The sequence below is a fragment of the Arsukibacterium sp. genome (assembly GCF_041616895.1).
In the GTDB taxonomy this organism is placed as follows: domain Bacteria; phylum Pseudomonadota; class Gammaproteobacteria; order Enterobacterales; family Alteromonadaceae; genus Alishewanella.
Window position 1 is genome coordinate 1 of the sequence record NZ_JBFJPY010000069.1, and the last position, 18034, is coordinate 18034.

At 48.8% G+C, this 18034-nt stretch carries 18 protein-coding genes; 12 read left to right on the top strand and 6 right to left on the bottom strand.

The annotated features are described in order from the left end of the window. The 6 genes from ABY802_RS11890 to tkt form a co-directional block, all read right to left on the bottom strand. Positions 1-907: MotA/TolQ/ExbB proton channel family protein (locus tag ABY802_RS11890; protein ID WP_372627329.1), on the bottom strand; the 907-nt coding region annotated here is incomplete at its 3' end. A 6-nt stretch (positions 908-913) separates the two neighbouring features. Next, on the bottom strand, positions 914-1684 hold the full coding sequence (locus ABY802_RS11895; RefSeq protein ID WP_372627331.1) for a DUF3450 domain-containing protein: 771 nt from the start codon (positions 1682-1684) through the stop codon (positions 914-916). Positions 1685-1946: 262 nt separating this feature from the next. Next, positions 1947-3011, bottom strand: a complete 1065-nt coding sequence (gene fba, locus ABY802_RS11900; protein ID WP_372627333.1) for a class II fructose-bisphosphate aldolase — start codon at positions 3009-3011, stop codon at positions 1947-1949. Positions 3012-3141: 130 nt separating this feature from the next. Beyond that, positions 3142-4326: a phosphoglycerate kinase gene (locus tag ABY802_RS11905; RefSeq protein WP_372627335.1), complete on the bottom strand. Its 1185-nt coding sequence runs from the start codon at positions 4324-4326 to the stop codon at positions 3142-3144. A gap of 16 nt (positions 4327-4342) precedes the next feature. Next, positions 4343-5356, bottom strand: coding sequence for an erythrose-4-phosphate dehydrogenase (gene epd, locus ABY802_RS11910; RefSeq protein WP_372627337.1), 1014 nt, complete (start codon positions 5354-5356; stop codon positions 4343-4345). Positions 5357-5413: 57 nt separating this feature from the next. Continuing rightward, the gene (gene tkt / locus ABY802_RS11915) at positions 5414-7414 is read right to left on the bottom strand and encodes a transketolase (protein WP_372627339.1); all 2001 of its coding nucleotides are present in this window, start codon (positions 7412-7414) and stop codon (positions 5414-5416) included. 330 nt (positions 7415-7744) lie between these two features. Between tkt and metK the strand changes: the two genes are divergently transcribed. The 12 genes from metK to ABY802_RS11975 form a co-directional block, all read left to right on the top strand. Further along, positions 7745-8893: a methionine adenosyltransferase gene (gene metK / locus ABY802_RS11920; RefSeq protein WP_372627341.1), complete on the top strand. Its 1149-nt coding sequence runs from the start codon at positions 7745-7747 to the stop codon at positions 8891-8893. Positions 8894-9088: 195 nt separating this feature from the next. Further along, positions 9089-10672, top strand: coding sequence for an AbgT family transporter (locus ABY802_RS11925; RefSeq protein ID WP_372627343.1), 1584 nt, complete (start codon positions 9089-9091; stop codon positions 10670-10672). A 109-nt stretch (positions 10673-10781) separates the two neighbouring features. After that, positions 10782-11510 (top strand): 16S rRNA (uracil(1498)-N(3))-methyltransferase, encoded by a 729-nt coding sequence (rsmE, locus tag ABY802_RS11930; protein ID WP_372627345.1) that lies wholly within the window; start codon positions 10782-10784, stop codon positions 11508-11510. A gap of 7 nt (positions 11511-11517) precedes the next feature. Then, the gene (gene gshB / locus ABY802_RS11935) at positions 11518-12474 is read left to right on the top strand and encodes a glutathione synthase (RefSeq protein ID WP_372627347.1); all 957 of its coding nucleotides are present in this window, start codon (positions 11518-11520) and stop codon (positions 12472-12474) included. 42 nt (positions 12475-12516) lie between these two features. Then, entirely contained in the window at positions 12517-13074 is a 558-nt protein-coding gene (locus tag ABY802_RS11940) for a YqgE/AlgH family protein (RefSeq protein WP_372627349.1), read from the top strand. Beyond that, positions 13074-13496, top strand: coding sequence for a Holliday junction resolvase RuvX (ruvX, locus tag ABY802_RS11945; RefSeq protein ID WP_372627350.1), 423 nt, complete (start codon positions 13074-13076; stop codon positions 13494-13496). Before ABY802_RS11940 ends, ruvX begins: the two co-directional genes overlap by 1 nt. Continuing rightward, on the top strand, positions 13480-13776 hold the full coding sequence (locus tag ABY802_RS11950; RefSeq protein ID WP_372627352.1) for a DUF1653 domain-containing protein: 297 nt from the start codon (positions 13480-13482) through the stop codon (positions 13774-13776). Before ruvX ends, ABY802_RS11950 begins: the two co-directional genes overlap by 17 nt. Positions 13777-13947: 171 nt before the next feature. Continuing rightward, positions 13948-14217, top strand: coding sequence for a superinfection immunity protein (locus tag ABY802_RS11955; protein ID WP_372627354.1), 270 nt, complete (start codon positions 13948-13950; stop codon positions 14215-14217). Then, positions 14214-14909, top strand: a complete 696-nt coding sequence (locus ABY802_RS11960) for a YIP1 family protein (RefSeq protein WP_372627356.1) — start codon at positions 14214-14216, stop codon at positions 14907-14909. The genes ABY802_RS11955 and ABY802_RS11960 overlap by 4 nt, the downstream gene beginning before the upstream one ends. Positions 14910-14931: 22 nt before the next feature. Next, positions 14932-16092 carry an efflux RND transporter periplasmic adaptor subunit gene (locus tag ABY802_RS11965; RefSeq protein WP_372627358.1) on the top strand — a complete coding sequence of 387 codons (1161 nt, stop codon included), beginning with the start codon at positions 14932-14934 and terminating at the stop codon, positions 16090-16092. A gap of 1 nt (position 16093) precedes the next feature. Beyond that, positions 16094-16804 (top strand): ABC transporter ATP-binding protein, encoded by a 711-nt coding sequence (locus tag ABY802_RS11970; RefSeq protein WP_372627360.1) that lies wholly within the window; start codon positions 16094-16096, stop codon positions 16802-16804. Then, positions 16797-18034 (top strand): ABC transporter permease (locus tag ABY802_RS11975; protein WP_372627362.1); only part of this gene is annotated, 1238 nt, incomplete at its 3' end. The genes ABY802_RS11970 and ABY802_RS11975, both read left to right, overlap by 8 nt.

Consider the following 18034-nt stretch of genomic DNA (forward strand, 5'->3'; position numbering starts at 1 on the left):
CAACCACGGTTAATACCAGGAAGCGCTCAAGTGCAATCAGTAAACCGATAAACAGTAATACCGTGATCAGGTAACCGACGGTGCCACCCTGGTGGTAGTATTCCATCAAAGTGCTGCGTTGCTGGTTTAAGCGCAGTAAGCTGTTGCCTTTAGTAGGGTCAACATATAAACCTGCTAACTCACCTTTAGGGGTGTTGTGGTATTCAGCAACAGAGTCATGAATTTTTGACTGTGGTTGACGACCCAGTGGCTGGATTTGGTCAGTATCTACGTTACGGATCAGATATTCGGTATCTGTGGTCAGGTGGAAAGAACCAAACCGGGTTACCCGCTCAGTTGAGCTGCCGCCATCTAACATAACCACTTCAGCGTCAAACTTTGATGTTTTGGCTGATTCAGTCATTTCAGTCAGCATGGCAACCCACAGATCTTCCATCTGGCTCAGTGTTGGTAGTTCAGTGGCCGCAGCGATTGCGCGCAGTGGCTCTTCACGACCAGGATACTGTGCGCTGATCAGAGAACTGGTGATAACACCGATTGTCTGGTTAGCTGCCTGACGAACTACACCAAATACTTCACCCATAGTACCCTGAGCACTTTCCAGCTCCTGGATTTTCTGCGCGATTAAGATGTCATTGTCAGAGTATGCTTTAGCCAGACGTTTACCACGGGTTTCTTCATCAGCAAACTGCTTTTTAGCAGTGTTTAATAACGCTTGCTTATCAGCACGCTCGGCCAGGAAAGCACGTTCACGTTCCTGGTTCATCCGGCCTTCAACAGCACGTTCTTTTTTAATCTGCTCTAAAAGCTGATCAAGCTGAGCAGTGTTTGCTGCAGCGTTAAATGCTACAGATGCCGATAATGTTACGGCAGCAGCAACAACTAAAGTTTTAATAGCCTTTCTCATTTATTCTTACTCCGCTGCGAAAAGTGGTACACGGTCCATATCAGGGGTCGCTTCACGACGCGACATCTTGATAAGGTTGGTGATTGAATTCATGTATGAATCAGGTAGCTTTTCCCAGCTTTTTGTTTCTTTGTTGTAAGCCCAAGCTGCTTTGCCGTCCAGAGACTGCGCGGCCAAAGCAAGGCGGCCAACACTTAAATAATCAACGGTAATATCCTGGCCTTCATAATTCAGAGTGCCCTGGAAAGCAGCCATTTCAGAGCCGTAGCCCATTTCAATGCTGTAAGCTTCCAGAATTTGACGGTACTGCTCTGAACGCTGTACATCTGAACGTTCCATCAATTCACGAAGCTTCTCAACGCGCTCCAGACGGCGCTCAGTACGCAGCGGAATATCGGCGTTTACAAACTGCTCTAACGCGTCGATCATCCGGAACATCAGCGGCACGGTGCCTTTGTTAGTATTTTCAAGATCATCCATCTGACGTTGCAGAGAGTTAATCTGGCGCTGTTGGTCGTTAACCAGCGTTTGCAAAAAGTCGTTGTAAACTTTTAAGTTTTCGGTTTGCACTACAACCACACGGTACTCACCCAATAACTCCTGAGTTTGCTCGTATATGGTGTTTATTTTTTCCTGAGACTGCAAAGCCGCACGTTGGATCTGGCTATTCGCCTGGTGAAGATCTTTTAAGTCTGTTGCAGCGGCTGAGCCGGCAAAAGCTAAGCTGCCAGCCAGTGCTGAGGCAACAAGACTCTTTTGAATTTTTTTGTTAAACATAGTTCCCAACCAATTATTGCTGATTAACGTAACCTGATTAGTGTAAGAGCTTATGCTGAAATTCAGATACAAAATTCAGATACAATAAGCCCTCGGTTAGAGGGTAAACCGTCCGCATCATTGCAGTTAAAACGCAGGTTGTCAACAGCATGCAGCTGCCTGAACCTTATGTTTACCACGATGATCCGGCCGGTTTATCACCCATTTTATGCCTCATTAAATCGGTCTTTCTGAAAATTTAATGAAACATTAAATTTATTGCTTATTTTATATTCGGTGTCAATTTACCGGACGCATACAGTTCAACCATAGCATCAAGTGACAATGCTTTAATTTTACTACCATTTCCGGCACAACCGAAGGCTTCGTAGCGCGCAATACAGATATCTGCCATTGCTTTTACCGACGCCTGTAAATATTTTCGCGGGTCAAACTCCGCCGGATGTTGCGCCAGATAACGGCGGATAGCGCCGGTCGATGCCAACCTTAAATCGGTATCGATGTTAATTTTACGTACCCCAAACTTAATACCCTGTTGTATTTGAGCTACCGGTACGCCATAAGTTTCCGGGATTTTTCCACCGTACTCATTGATCACTTCCAGCCAGTCTTGCGGCACGGATGAAGAACCATGCATTACCAGATGAGTATCCGGGATCCTTTGATGGATAGCTTTAATCCGGTCAATGGCCAGAATATCATCCGTTGGTGGCCGGCTGAATTTATAAGCACCGTGCGATGTGCCACAGGCAATCGCCAGCGCATCGACTTGAGTTTCGCGCACAAACTGGGCCGCCTCTTCCGGATCGGTCAGCATCTGGTCGTGAGTCAGCACGCAATCGGCACCAATACCGTCTTCTTCTCCCGCTTCACCGGTTTCCAGTGAGCCAAGGCAACCTAACTCACCCTCAACCGATACGCCACAGGCGTGCGCTATTTCAACAACCTTGCGCGTTACATTTACGTTGTAGGCATAATCCATAGGTGTTTTACCATCTTCACCTAATGAACCATCCATCATTACCGATGAGAATCCAAGTTGAATTGAACGCTGGCACACTGCCAGTGAAGTGCCGTGATCCTGATGCATGACCACCGGCACATGCGGAAACTCTTCCACCGCAGCTAAAATCAGATGCCGCAGAAACGGGGCTCCCGCATATTTGCGTGCGCCAGCTGAAGCTTGCACAATCACCGGGCTGTCCGTTTTATCAGCGGCCAGCATAATGGCTCGCATTTGTTCCAGGTTGTTTACGTTAAATGCCGGAATGCCGTAGCCTATTTCGGCGGCGTGATCGAGCATTTGCCGTAATGATATCAGTGCCATGAAAGCCTCTCTTTTATACTAAGGTACAGTTTGTATTTTATAATCGTAGTGTAGGTAAAACGTCTTGCTTATTTTATTATGAATTTTTAATGACATTGCTTTAAATGGCATTGTCTTAAATACTTTTGTGCTACTGATTTTCGATGGCGCGTTGCTCCAGTATCGCTACGGCAGGTAAGGTTTTGCCTTCCAGAAACTCTAAAAATGCACCGCCGCCAGTCGAAATATAAGAAACATCATCGGCAATACCATATTTATCAATAGCCGCCAGCGTATCACCGCCACCAGCAATTGAAAATGCGTCACTTTGCGCAATTGCTTCTGCCAGTGCTTTAGTGCCGGCTGCAAACTGATCGAATTCAAACACACCTACCGGGCCGTTCCAGACAATAGTCCCGGCTTTTTTTATTATCTCAGTCAGTTTATCGATGGTTGCCGGGCCAATATCAAAGATCATTTCGGTACTGGCCACATCGGCTGCCATCGTTAAACGGGCAGGAGTTTGCTCACTGAATTCTTGACCCACCACAACATCGGTGGGTACAGGTATAATAGCACCCCGTGCTTTGGCTTGTTCAATCAGACGCTTTGCTTCAGGAATTAAATCTGGCTCATACAACGACTTACCTACGTTGTTACCCTCTGCAGCAATAAAAGTATTGGCAATACCGCCGCCAACAATTAGCTGATCAACCAGACCTGACAGGGATTCCAGCACCGTCAGTTTAGTCGATACTTTTGAGCCACCAACAATGGCGACCAGCGGTCGTTTCGGATTTTTAAGCGCAGCGGCCAATGCATCAAGTTCTGCCACCAGCAGCGGGCCGGCACAGGCAACCGGCGCAAACTTGGCCACACCATGGGTAGAAGCTTGTGCCCGGTGAGCGGTGCCAAAAGCGTCCATCACAAACACATCACATAATGCAGCCAGTTGTTTGGCCAGCTGGTCTTCATTTTTTCCTTCGCCGACGTTAAAACGAACATTTTCAAATACCACTACTTCAGCGGTGTTTGCTTCAACCCCCTGCAAATAGTCACTGGCTAATTTAACCGGTACTTGTAACGCTTCTGCCAGATAATCCACAACAGGCTGCAACGACGCCTCTTTGGTAAACACGCCCTCTTCCGGCCGTCCCAGATGGGACATCACCATCACGCGGGCACCTTGATCAAGGGCAAGTTTTAACGTAGGAATTGCGGCTCTCAGACGAGCGTCGGAGGTAACTTTGCCGTCTTTTACCGGTACATTTAAGTCTTCCCGAATTAATACCCGCTTTCCTGCTAAATCCAGATCGCTCATCCGAATAACGCTCATATTTCGCTCCTTGTCTTTAAATTTGTTGCAGCATAGCCCGCGCTGTATCGAGCATCCTGTTTGCAAAACCCCACTCGTTATCACACCACACCAGGCATTTCACCAGGCGTTTATGGCTTACCCGGGTCTGGGAGCCATCGACAATGCAGGAATGCGGGTTGTGATTAAAGTCGACTGATACCAAAGGTTCTTCAGTATAATCGAGAATACCCTGCAAGCTGGCCTGACCCGCTTGTTGCAATACTTCATTTACCCGCTCAATGCTAACATTCTGGTGTAGGGTAACACTTAAGTCCATGGCCGTTACATTCACTGTGGGCACCCGTACAGCGATCGCTTCAAACCTGCCGGCAAATTTTGGCAAAATGCGTTCTATCCCCAGGGCCAGCTTGGTATCAACCGGAATAATCGATTGACTGGCGGCCCGGGTACGGCGTAAATCAGGATGATAAGCATCAATAACCTGCTGATCATGCATAGAAGCGTGAATGGTGGTAATAGTGCCGCTTTCTACCCCAAAATGCTGGTCCAGCACCTGGATCACCGGCACAATACAATTGGTGGTACAAGAACCGGCAGAGATAACGGTCATTTCCCGGTTGAGCAAATGCTGATTAATGCCATAAATAATTGTGGCATCAATATCGGCATCCGCCGGATGAGAAAACAGCACCTTTTTCGCACCGGCGGTTAAATGCCAGCTGGCATGCTCCCGGCTATGAAACACCCCGGTGCATTCCAGTACAATATCAACATCCAGTTCCGCCCAGGGCAATTCCAGCGGATCGGCTTCGCTATATAAGTTGATCTCATCGCCTGCGACCCGGATCCCGCCACAGAATGATTCTACTTTGCTGCCAAAGCGACCATGCGACGTATCATACTTCAACAGGTGCGCTACGCCTTTAGCATCCGCCAGCTCGTTAATAGCAACAACTTGCAGCTGCTGTTGCCAACCGTTTTCATAAATAGCCCGCAAAATATTGCGGCCAATCCGGCCGAAGCCATTAATTGCCAGTTTAATTGCCATATCACCACATAAAAGTGGGACCGCAATGCGGCCCCGGAATCGAATTAATGCTAACGGTTAACCATTAAGCTGTTTGGTTGCGGCCTGAATAATCGCGTCGACGGTAATACCAAAATGCTTAAACAACTCCTCGGCTGGCGCAGACTCTCCAAAGCTGGTCATGCCGATAACATCACCCGCTAAACCGACATATTTATACCAGCTATCGACAATACCCGCCTCTACCGCAATACGTTTGGTTACAGTAGCTGGCAATACCGCCTCGCGATAGGCTGCATCCTGAGCGTCAAACACATCAGTAGAGGGCATAGATACCACCCGCACCTGCCTGCCCTGCTCATTCAGGTGTTTGGCAGCTTGCACCGCCAGTTCAACCTCGGAGCCGGTGGCGATAATAATCAATTCCGGGCTTTGTTTGCTGTCCAGTAGCACATAACCGCCGCGCCTGATATTGCTAACGGCTGTCGCATCGCGTGCTTGCTGCACCAGATTTTGCCGGCTGAAAATCAAGGTGGTAGGGCCATCGGTACGCTCGATGGCTGCCTGCCAGGCTACCGCCGATTCTACCTGGTCGCAAGGGCGCCAGTTCATCAGATTTGGCGTGGCGCGCAAGCTGATAAGTTGCTCTACCGGCTGGTGCGTTGGGCCATCTTCTCCCAGACCTATTGAGTCGTGGGTATACACAAAGATCACCCGCTGCTTCATTAACGCAGCCATCCGCACCGCATTACGGGCATATTCCATAAACATTAAAAAAGTGGCGCCGTACGGCACAAAACCACCGTGCAACGCAATGCCATTCATCATGGCCGACATGCCAAACTCACGCACCCCATAATAAATATAGTTGCCGCTGGCATCAGCAGCAGTCAGTGGTTTAGAACCCGACCAAATGGTTAAATTAGAGCCGGCTAAATCAGCTGAGCCCCCCATCATTTCTGGCAGTAACGGGCCAAACGCATTTAAGGCGTTTTGCGATGCTTTACGACTGGCAATGGTAGCAGGGTTGGCTTGTAATTTTTCAATATAGGCTTGTGATTGTTCGGCCCAGTTGGCAGGCAGCTCACCGGCAGTGCGCCGGCTAAACTCAGCCGCCAGCTGCGGATGCGCCTGCTGATAAGCAGCAAACAAGGTATTCCATCGCTGCTCTGCTGCTGCACCCTTGGTATTAGCATCCCACTCTTCATATATATCAGCCGGGATCTCAAACGGCGCATGTGGCCACTGCAAATAATCACGAGATGCGGCTATTTCAGCATCGCCAAGCGGTGCGCCATGACAATCATGGCTGCCACCTTTATTCGGTGAGCCATAACCAATGACGGTTTTACAGCAAATCAAGGTGGGTTTATCGCTTTGAGCCCGGGCCTCAGCGATGGCAGCTTTTACTGCATCACTATTATGACCGTCAACATTGGCAATAACATGCCAGCCATAAGCAGCGAAACGAGCTGGAGTATCGTCAGTAAACCACCCTTCAACATGTCCATCAATTGAAATGCCATTGTCATCCCAAAAGGCGATAAGTTTGTTCAGGCCTAAGGTACCGGCAATGGAACAGGCTTCATGGGATATACCTTCCATCAAGCAGCCATCGCCTAAAAATACGTAGGTGTGATGATCAACTACCGCAAACTCCGGCTGGTTAAACTGAGCGGCCAGGGCTTTTTCAGCCAGCGCCATGCCCACGGCATTTGTCAGCCCCTGGCCCAGCGGACCGGTAGTGGTTTCGACACCCGGCGCATAACCATATTCCGGGTGGCCTGGTGTTCTGGAGTGCAACTGGCGGAATTGCTTTAAGTCATCAATGGTTAAGTCATAGCCGCTAAGATGCAACAAGGAGTACAGCAGCATAGAACCGTGGCCGTTAGATAAGATAAAACGGTCTCGGTCGGCCCATGCCGGGTTAGCCGGGTTATGCTTCAGGTAATCCCGCCAGAGCACCTCAGCAATATCTGCCATGCCCATGGGGGCACCAGGGTGGCCTGATTTTGCTTTTTGAACCGCATCCATACTTAAAGCGCGGATGGCATTGGCGAGTTGTTTACGAGATGGCATTGTAGCTCCTGCTAGTGGCTTTATTGGGGAAGGCATAAAACTTGGGCCTTATTTTCACTTACTGTCGCCCAGATGGCAAATGATAATCCATGACAACCAATATTTTCCTGTTGCAAGTGATCGGTCTGTTAACTTTACCGTAAACTTTGGCATTAAAGACGTCTGGGCGTCAAATATTACTAGCCAAGGCCGACCTGTTTAACTAAAATAAGCGGCTATTTTTCTGGTGGTAACAATAAGCCTTACTTTTTCGGCTTATCTGACAGCGCTGATTACCCAGCACTACTGCCCCAGCGTGATGAATTAACCAACTTTGGTGGAACACAACAGATGGCACAACATATTTTTACTTCTGAGTCGGTATCTGAAGGACATCCGGACAAAATCGCCGATCAAATCTCCGATGCAGTATTAGATGCAATTTTAGAACAAGACCCGAAAGCCCGTGTCGCCTGCGAAACCTTTGTTAAAACCGGCATGGTTCTGGTTGGTGGTGAAATAACCACTACCGCCTGGGTGGATATTGAAGAGCTTACCCGTAAAACAGTCCGTGAAATTGGCTACACCCATTCTGACATGGGGTTTGACGCAGATTCATGTGCAGTACTCAATGCCATTGGCAAACAATCGCCAGATATTAATCAGGGTGTTGATAAAACCGACCCTCGGGAACAAGGCGCCGGTGACCAGGGTTTAATGTTTGGTTATGCCAGCAATGAGACCGACGTGTTAATGCCTGCCCCGGTTACTTATGCTCACCGTTTGGTTCAGCGCCAGGCTCAGGTGCGCAAGGACGGTACTCTGCCCTGGTTACGCCCAGATGCAAAATCTCAGTTAAGCTTTATTTACGAAGATGGCAAGCCGGTAGGTATCGACGCGGTGGTGTTATCCACCCAGCACTGTGACACCATCAGCACTGAAAATTTGCGTGAAGCGGTCATGGAAACCATCATTAAGCCGGTACTGCCCGCAGAATGGTTAACCAAAAGCACCAAGTATTTTATAAACCCAACTGGTCGTTTTGTAATTGGCGGCCCGATGGGCGACTGTGGTTTAACCGGCCGTAAGATTATCGTTGATACCTACGGCGGCATGGCGCGTCACGGTGGTGGGGCTTTCTCGGGTAAAGATCCGTCAAAAGTTGACCGCTCAGCTGCTTATGCCGCACGCTATGTTGCCAAAAACATTGTGGCTGCCGGTCTGGCCGATCGTTGTGAGCTTCAGGTATCTTATGCCATTGGTGTTGCCGAACCCACCTCTATCAGTCTGGAAACCTTTGGTACCAGCAAGCTGACAGAAGAGCAGTTAATTAAACTGGTACGCGAGCACTTTGACCTGCGCCCATATGGCCTGATTGAAATGCTGGATCTGGAGCGGCCCATTTACGGCGCTACCGCCGCCTACGGTCACTTTGGCCGCAACGAGTTCCCATGGGAGCAAACCGATAAAGCCGATTTGCTGCGCCAGTACGCTAAATAGTTGTTGTAAGACGACGGGATAAAAGAGAGCTTCGGCTCTCTTTTTCTTTTTAAATTGGCACTTCAGCTTATTTTCCACTTACCTGCTCCAGTGTTTTGTGTATGATAAAGGCGTTTTACCTTCCGGGGTTAAGTTGCCCGCGTTGGCAGCTAACAAATAAAAAGATAAGAAAGATAAAAGGTCAAAGGAAACACTATGTCTGAACAAACGACCGCCGTAGAAAACAACGGCTGGATGAATCGTGCGCTTAACACCATAGAGGTGGTCGGCAATAAATTACCCGATCCTGCAGTGTTATTTGCCTTATTAATGGTTATTGTCTGGGTACTATCGTGGCTACTCTCTGGTGTCAGCTTTGACGAACTTAACCCACGCACCGGTGAAGCCATTCAAATTGTAAACTTATTGTCTGGCGAAGCACTAACTAACTTTTCATCAAATATCGTCAATACTTTTGTGACGTTCCCGCCGTTGGGCGTAGTGCTTGTAGCCATGTTAGGTTTAGGTGTTGCCGAATATACCGGCTTTATAAATGCGGGTTTACGCTCGATTTTATCGGTTACTCCCAGAATGTTGCTCACACCTGTTCTGGTTGCAGTGGGTATATTAAGTCATGTGGCGGTTGATGCTGGCTATGTATTAGTTGTACCTCTTGGTGCCGTTATTTTCTATGCAGCAGGCCGCCATCCATTAGCCGGTATTGCAGCAGCCTTTGCTGGTGTTTCCGGCGGCTTTTCCGCTACCTTTTTTGTACCCTCCAGTTTAGATCCGTTATTGGCTGGTTTAACCCAGGCTTCTGCGCAAATTCTGGACCCAACAGTTACTGTAAATCCGCTTAACAACTACTTCTTTACCACCGCATCAACCTTTTTAATTGTTGCTATCGGCTGGTTTCTTACCGACAAAGTGATTGAACCACGTTTAAAAGCGACGAAAGTAGACGGTGATACCTCACAAATGGTGACAATGGATGCATTAACGCCAGCCGAGTCACGTGGTTTAAAAGCCGCCGGTATTTCAATGCTGGCCGTTATCGGTTTTTTAGTACTGAGCATCGTGTTACCGGAAAACACGCCATGGGCGGCAAAGCCTGATGACGTATTACCTGGCGTAAACCCATTGCTCACAGCAGCCGCGCCATTGATGAAGTCAATCGTTACCATTATTTTTGTGTTTTTCCTGGTGCCGGGTATTGTCTATGGCTATGTCTCAGGCACGGTTAAAAACCACCGAGATGTCGTTGCCGGTATGAGCCATGCCATGAGCGGCATGGGTTACTACATTGTTATGGCTTTTTTCTGCGCTTTATTTTTATATGCATTCAGCCAGTCTAACCTGGGTGTACTAATGGCATTAAAAGGTGCCAATGCATTAAAAGAAATGGGCTTACCCTTGGGGATGACCCTAGTTGGTATTGTGTTTTTATCAGGCTTTGTCAATTTAGTGGTCGGTTCAGCATCGGCTAAATGGGCCTTAATTGGTGCCATTATGGTACCGATGCTGATGGAACTGGGTATATCGCCTGATCTGACCCAAGCAGCTTACCGGGTAGGTGATTCATCAACCAATATCATTACCCCATTACTACCCTATTTCCCGTTAATCGTGGTGTTCTGTCAGAAGTATGTTAAGAACAGCGGTATTGGCACCCTGGTGGCGTTAATGTTGCCATTCTCAGTGGCTATGCTGGTGTTGTGGACGACATTCCTGCTTGGTTTCTGGGCATTGGGTATTCCACTTGGTATTGATTCAAGCTATGAGTACCTGCCAGTTCGGTAATCCAGTTATTCCGGACTTTATAAAGCCGCTGCCATTGCAGCGGTTTTTTATTTTGGAAAACCTATTTCCCTGCTACCATTACATTCTTTTATAGGCTGGAGTATTGTGGATGCGCATCCCAAGAATTTATACCCCGCAAGCCCTGACAGTTAATTCCACGTTACAACTCGATGATGAGGCCGCTAATCACGTCGGCCGGGTTTTGCGAATGCAACCGAAGCAGCAATTACAGCTGTTTAACGGCGACGGTAATAATTATGCGGCTAGCATTACTGATGTAAGTAAAAAACAAGTGAGTTTGACTATCACTGATGCCAGCAGCAACCCGGTTGAGTCACCACTGCGTATTCATTTAGGCCAGGCTATTTCGCGCGGCGATCGGATGGATTTTGCGATTCAAAAAGCAGTGGAGCTGGGAGTCACTGAAATTACCCCACTGTTTACCGAGCGCTGCGGTGTAAAACTTGACGGCGAGCGGCTGACAAAACGCAATGAGCAGTGGCAAAAAATTGCGATAAGCGCCTGCGAGCAAAGTGGTCGTAGCGTGGTGCCGCAGGTTCATCCTGCCATTGCATTAGACCTGTGGCTGGCCCAGCACACAAATTCATTGCGCCTGACCTTGGATCCGTGGGCCAGCGCCACCATTAAAACCATAACAGCCAGCCAGGATATCCGGTTGGTCATTGGCCCGGAAGGCGGTTTTACCGACCATGAAATCACTGCTACCAGCCAGGCCGGCTTTACCGGCATTCAGCTCGGACCAAGAGTGTTACGCACGGAAACAGCGGCACTAACGGCAATTAGTGCCTTACAACTGCAATTTGGCGATCTCGCCTGAGGCTTCTATGACAGCAATTAAATTGGGGGTTGTAATGGACCCTATCAGCCAGATCAACATTAAAAAAGATTCCAGCTTTGCTATGTTGCTTGAAGCACAGCACCGCGGCTATGAAATTCACTACATGGAAATGGCCGATTTGTATTTGCTGGAAGGTGAAGCTCGGGCCACAACCAAAACGCTAACCTTACGTGAAGACAATCGAAGCTGGTATCAGTTTAACAAGCAGCAAGATATTGCCCTGGCAGATTTAAACGTTATTTTAATGCGCAAAGATCCGCCGTTCGATACCGAATATATTTACGCCACTTATATTTTGGAGCGGGCAGAGCAAGCGGGCAGTTTAATCGTTAATAAGCCGCAAAGCCTGCGTGATGCCAATGAAAAACTGTATACCGTCTGGTTCAGCCAGTTCACCCCAAAAACCCTGGTTAGCCGTGATGCGGCCCGGTTAAAAGCGTTTTATCAGGCCGAGCAGGATGTCATTCTTAAACCACTGGACGGCATGGGCGGCGCGTCCATATTTCGTTTAAAACCCGGTGATGCCAATGTCAGCGTGATAATCGAAACTCTGACTGAGCATGGCAGCCGCTATGCGATGGCACAACAGTATATCGCCAAAATATCAGAAGGTGATAAACGGATATTAGTGATTGATGGCGAGCCGGTACCCTATTGTCTGGCCCGAATTCCGGCCAGTGGCGAAACCCGCGGCAACCTGGCAGCCGGTGGCCGCGGAGAAGCAAGACCGTTATCAGATTCAGATTGGGCGATTGCCCGGGCGCTTGGGCCGGTACTGAAAGAAAAAGGACTCATTTTTGTGGGATTAGATGTAATAGGTGATAAGCTTACAGAGATCAATGTCACCAGTCCCACCTGTATTCGCGAAATCGAGGCGGCTTATCCGGTCAGTATTACCGGTATGTTATTCGATGCCATCGAACAACGCCTGGCCGTCACCTGAATGTTGTAACCATAATAATGTAACTTTAAAAGTGAGGTTGTTATGCAAGATTTCCAGAATCATTTTCTTATTGCGATGCCTGCACTGGACGATCCGATGTTTAAGCGCAGTGTCACCTATATTTGTGAACATTCTGCAGAGGGCGCGATGGGAATTGTAATTAACCATCCGCTGAATGTGACCGTGGCTGAATTATTGGAACAATTAGAAATAGAGTTTGACGGCAACAGTGCAGTTGCCCGCAGGGCAGTATGCGCTGGAGGCCCGGTGCAAAGCGACCGCGGCTTTGTGTTACACAGCCCTAAAGGCGGTTACCACAGTAGCCTGGAGCTGAATAATGGCCTGATGGTAACCACCTCAAAAGACATTTTAATGGACCTAACTACTAAGGCCGCACCTGAGAAGTTTTTACTTGCCCTTGGTTATGCCGGTTGGACAGCCGGTCAGCTTGAACAGGAAATCAGCGACAATAGCTGGCTGGTGATCCCGGCTGATAACACCATTATTTTTGATTTAAGCCATGCTGAAAAATGGCAATCTGCCACAGCAACGATGGGTATTAAAACCTGGCAACTTACCACAGAGGCCGGCCACGCATAATGAGCAGTAACAGAACCGTACTCAGTTTTGATTACGGCACCAAAAGCATCGGCGTGGCGGTAGGCAATGAGCTTACCGGCAGCGCCACCTTACTTAGTGCCCTTAAGGCACAAGACGGCATTCCTAACTGGGATCAGGTAGCGAAATTAATTAGCGACTGGCAACCGCAATTATTGCTGGTGGGCCTGCCGCTTAACATGGACGGCAGCGAGCAGGACTTTACCGTGCGTACCCGCAAATTTGCCAATCGGCTACATGGCCGCTTTGGTTTAGCTGTGGAATTTCATGATGAACGGCTCTCAACCGCCGATGCCCGAAGCCGGTTATTTGCACAAGGCGGCTATCGTAAACTGGCGAAAGATAAAGTAGATAGCCTGTCGGCCCAAATTATTTTTGAAGGTTGGTATGAGCAACAGCCCTGAGCGAGTTAACAGCCCTGAGCGAGATAACAGCGCTGAGCAGGTTAACAGCCCTGAGCCCGATATAGCACGCGGTTATTATCAGCATTACAAAGGCGCTTATTATCAGGTTATTGAGCTGGCCAGGCATAGCGAAACTGAAGAATGGCTGGTCATATACCGGCCGCTTTATGGCGACAGTGGTTTGTGGGCCCGTCCGGCCACTATGTTCGCTGAAAATGTCACCATCGCCGGCGAAGAGCTGGCCCGCTTTCAATTTATTGGCAGCCAACCCCCTGCCTGAGCCTTTCATCACTCCACGTTATAGTGCATCTTGCCGAAAATCACCGCAATTAACCGCTTATCATATTTTTAACCTGCCTGACGTGAATTCACTTTAGTATTCTCACAGTTAGCTAAATCTTTGCAAAATATCGTTACATTTAATTTATTAGTGGTTACGCAGGAGCATGATATGTTTGAGTCGTCAGAGTGGCTTCACCTTTACGAGCAAAGCAGTGCCGGGTTTTTACTTTGGTTTATACCATTGTTTTTAGTTATCTATTTTGTCCCAACATATATTGCGATATTTTTTAATCGCCAGCATCTGGGGAAAATAGCCCTGGCTAATATCCCGGCCGGCTTGTCAATGATCGCCTGGTTTGGTCTGATAGGTGTGGCATGCAGTGGCAAACTACTGACAAAAAAAATGAATTATAACAACGACAATGGAGAGCACTCATGAGTAAAAATGTTGGTCAGGCGCTGGTCGATATTTATGTCGCACCCAAGCAAGTATTCAATGTGTTACCCGAGAAAAAAGGCTGGAGCTGGTTGCCTTTATTAATCATTCTTGCGGTCAACACTATCGGTATCTGGTACTTTTATTCCGGTATGAGCCCAGAGTGGATTGTTGAGCAGCAAATTGCCCAGGCGGCCCACAACATGACCCCGGCAGAAATAGAGCAAAGCCGCGCGGTAATGGGACAAATGGCTGATAAAACAGGTATTATTTCCGTTGGCGCGCTGCTGGTCATGACGCCCATCATGCTGGCTATTATGGCGTTGTATTTAATGCTGGTGGGCAACCCTGGTCAAAAACGCCCATATGGTGACTGGTTTGCCATGGCCATCTGGAGCAACATGCCAGGGGTTATTAATATGCTTGGATTAATTGTGCTGGTGTTACTCAGCAGTGATCCAAATTTACCGCTTACTACCGCTAACTATTTGTCGATTAATCAATTAGTTCTGGGACTGGAACCGGGTCAGGCCTGGTATGCCTGGGCTGAGAATTTCAACTTAATCTTTCTGTGGATCAGCGGTTTATTTGCGGTAGGCCTGCATAGCTGGAGTGGTTATAGCGCTGCAAAAAGCACCCTACTCGGTTTTCTGCCGCTGCTAGTTATTTATGGCCTGTGGGCCGTGTTTATCTGAATCGAATAAACGGAATTTACCGATGAAAAAAATGCTGATACTGCTGGTCATCGTGGTGGTGCTGGCAGGCTTAATTGGCCTGAGCCAATACCGCAAACAACAGCAAACCACCAGTGTTACCACGGCACTGGTTACTGAGGGTGCGCTGGCCGACAGTATACTGGCATCAGGTAATCTGGAGTTTAACACCCAAATTCAGATCCGCTCTGAAGTAACCGGCCGGGTACTGGAAGTGTTAGTGGCAGAAGGTGATGTAGTCGAAAAAGGTCAGGTGCTGATGCGCCTGGATGACACCGCGTTTGCTGCTGACGTTAACCGTACCCGGGCCATGGTGCAAAGCCAGCAAATCGATATTGCCCGGGCCAAAGCGCAATTGGCTGATTTGCAACGGCAGTTCAGTCGCCAGCAGCAACTTTACAGCAATGGCCTTATTCAGCAGGAAACCATCGACAGCCTGCAAAGCCAGCTGGATATCGCCCACATTAACGTGCGCGCCAGCCAGGCTGCATTGCAGCAAGGCCAGGCGACCCTGGCGATGGCAGAAGACAACTTAAATAAAACCGTATACCGGGCACCCATTGCCGGCCTGTTATCCACGGTGGATATTAAACCGGGCGAGACCGTGATCGCAGGCAGCACCAATATTATTGGCAGCCCGCTAATGACTCTGGCCGATCCCAGTGCCATTCTGGCGGAGTTGCGGGTAGATGAAGCCGATATTGCTAATGTACACCTGGGACAACAAGCGGAAATTTATGCCGCCGCATACCCGCATCAGGCCATTAAGGGTGAGGTTATCCAAATTGCCACATCGGCAAGGTACATGAATCAAAGCCAGAGCTTGTCCTTCCGGGTTAAGGTTTTGCTGCAACCTGAAGATATTGCGCTGTATCCCGGCATGAGTTGCCGCGCTGAAATTATTTTGTCACAAAAGCAACACAGCCTGCAGGTACCGATTGCCGCTATTCAGCAAAACACCCAAAAAGGTGATGATTACTTTGTCTGGAAAGTGGCCGATGGCGTTGCGACAAAACGAACCGTAACTCTTGGCATGGCCACGGATATCGCACAGGAAATTGTCAGCGGCCTGCAGATAGATGATGAAGTCATCGTTGGCCCTGCCCGCACCATGCTGGGGTTAAGTGAAGGGCGACGGCTAAACACAGAGCGGCAGGAAGACTAAGATGAGCAACGCCGTTATAAAGCTTAGTCAAGTCAGTAAAAGTTATCAGATGGCTGATGAGACATTTTACGCATTAAAGCAGGTTGATTTAGCCATTGTCGAAAATGACTATGTCGCTATTATTGGGCCGTCTGGTTCCGGTAAATCAACCTTAATGAATATTCTCGGTTGCTTAGATTCGCCAAGTGGCGGTGATTACCAGTTGGCCGGTCGCGATGTCTCTACCATGAATGAAACGGAACTGGCCGAGCTTCGTAATGAGGCCGTAGGCTTTATTTTTCAAAGTTTTAATCTGCTGCCTCGTGCCACCGTGCTGGCCAATGTTATGCAGCCGCTTATTTACCGGTTAATGGCAAACAGTGAGCGTAAAACGCTGGCATTAGAGGCATTACGCCGGGTTGGACTTAGCGATAAAACCGGACATTTACCTAACCAGTTGTCCGGCGGGCAACGTCAGCGGGTCGCTATTGCCAGGGCACTGGTGACCAAGCCGCGCATTTTGCTGGGTGATGAGCCCACTGGTAACCTGGACAGCAAAACCACCAAAGACATTATGAAATTATTTGACCAGCTGCATCAGGAAGGTCATACCATTATTCTGGTAACCCACGAGCAGGATATTGCCGACCATTGCCAGCGGGTGATCCGGCTGGTTGACGGCGAAGTGGAACAGGATTTTCGAAACCCACAGGAAGTAACCGCCGATGCTTAAATTACTCCATGCTGGTTTTGAGGGAACCAAAGCGGCCTTTGCCTCTATTCGGGCCCATGGCCTGCGCAGCGCTCTGACCACACTGGGTATTATTATCGGCGTAGCCGCGGTCATTACCGTGGTTGCCATTATGCAGGGGCTTAGTCACAGTATTACCAGTCAGCTGGATGACTTAGGTAGCGATATGATCACGCTTCGTGCCTACACCCCAACAAACCAGCAAATGCTCGGCCTGCAAAACCGGCTGCATTATGATGATTTTCTGCTGTTAAAAAGCCGGATAAGCAATGTTGAAGATATGACGGCCAGTATGCAGGCATTTAGCATGGGCTCTCAGGTGCAATATGGCCGCAACACTGCGCAATCTCAAATCATTGGTACCGACAGCAGTTATCAGAATGTAGTGCGGGTATATCCGGAATCAGGCCGGTTTTTATCCGGCAGTGATGATGATCGGCGCCGCCGCGTGGCTTTCATTGGCTCATCATTAATTAAACAGCTTGATTTACCCGCTAACCCGGTTGGTGAGTTTATTAATTTATCCGGTGACTGGTTTCGGATCATAGGCGTGGCTGAAACCCGCGGCAGTATGTTTGGTTTTGATCAGGATAATTATATTATTGCGCCGTTCAGTACCATTCGCTCGCTCTCTGGTGAGCGCGCGGCGCGAAATATTGATGTGATGTTTCGCCCGGCGCCCGGCGCCGATGCCAAACAAATACAGCAACAAATGCGCGCCGTGCTGCGTCAGCACTATAAATTAGCAGCCGATGATCCCGATCCGTTTGAATTTGTCAGTGCGGAGCGCATGATAGAGCAGTTCAATACCATTACCAGCACCATTACCCTGGTCGCCGGCGGCGTGGTCAGTATCAGCTTGCTGGTTGGCGGCATTGGCGTAATGAATATAATGCTGGTATCCGTTACCGAGCGTACCCGCGAAATTGGTATTGTTAAGGCGCTGGGGGCTACGCCGCAGTTTATTCTGATCCAGTTTCTGGTCGAGGCGCTGGTTCTATCCTTATTTGGCGGCATTATTGGCCTGGCACTCGGCGCTGGTGTTGCCAGTTTTATTGGCCTGATGATGCCGGCGATGCCCGAAGCACTGGTGCCATTGTGGGCCGTGTTACTGGCCATTGGCTTTACCACGTTAATTGGCGTGGTATTTGGTCTGGCGCCGGCTATTAAAGCCTCACGCTTAAACCCGATAGATGCCCTTCGTTATGAATA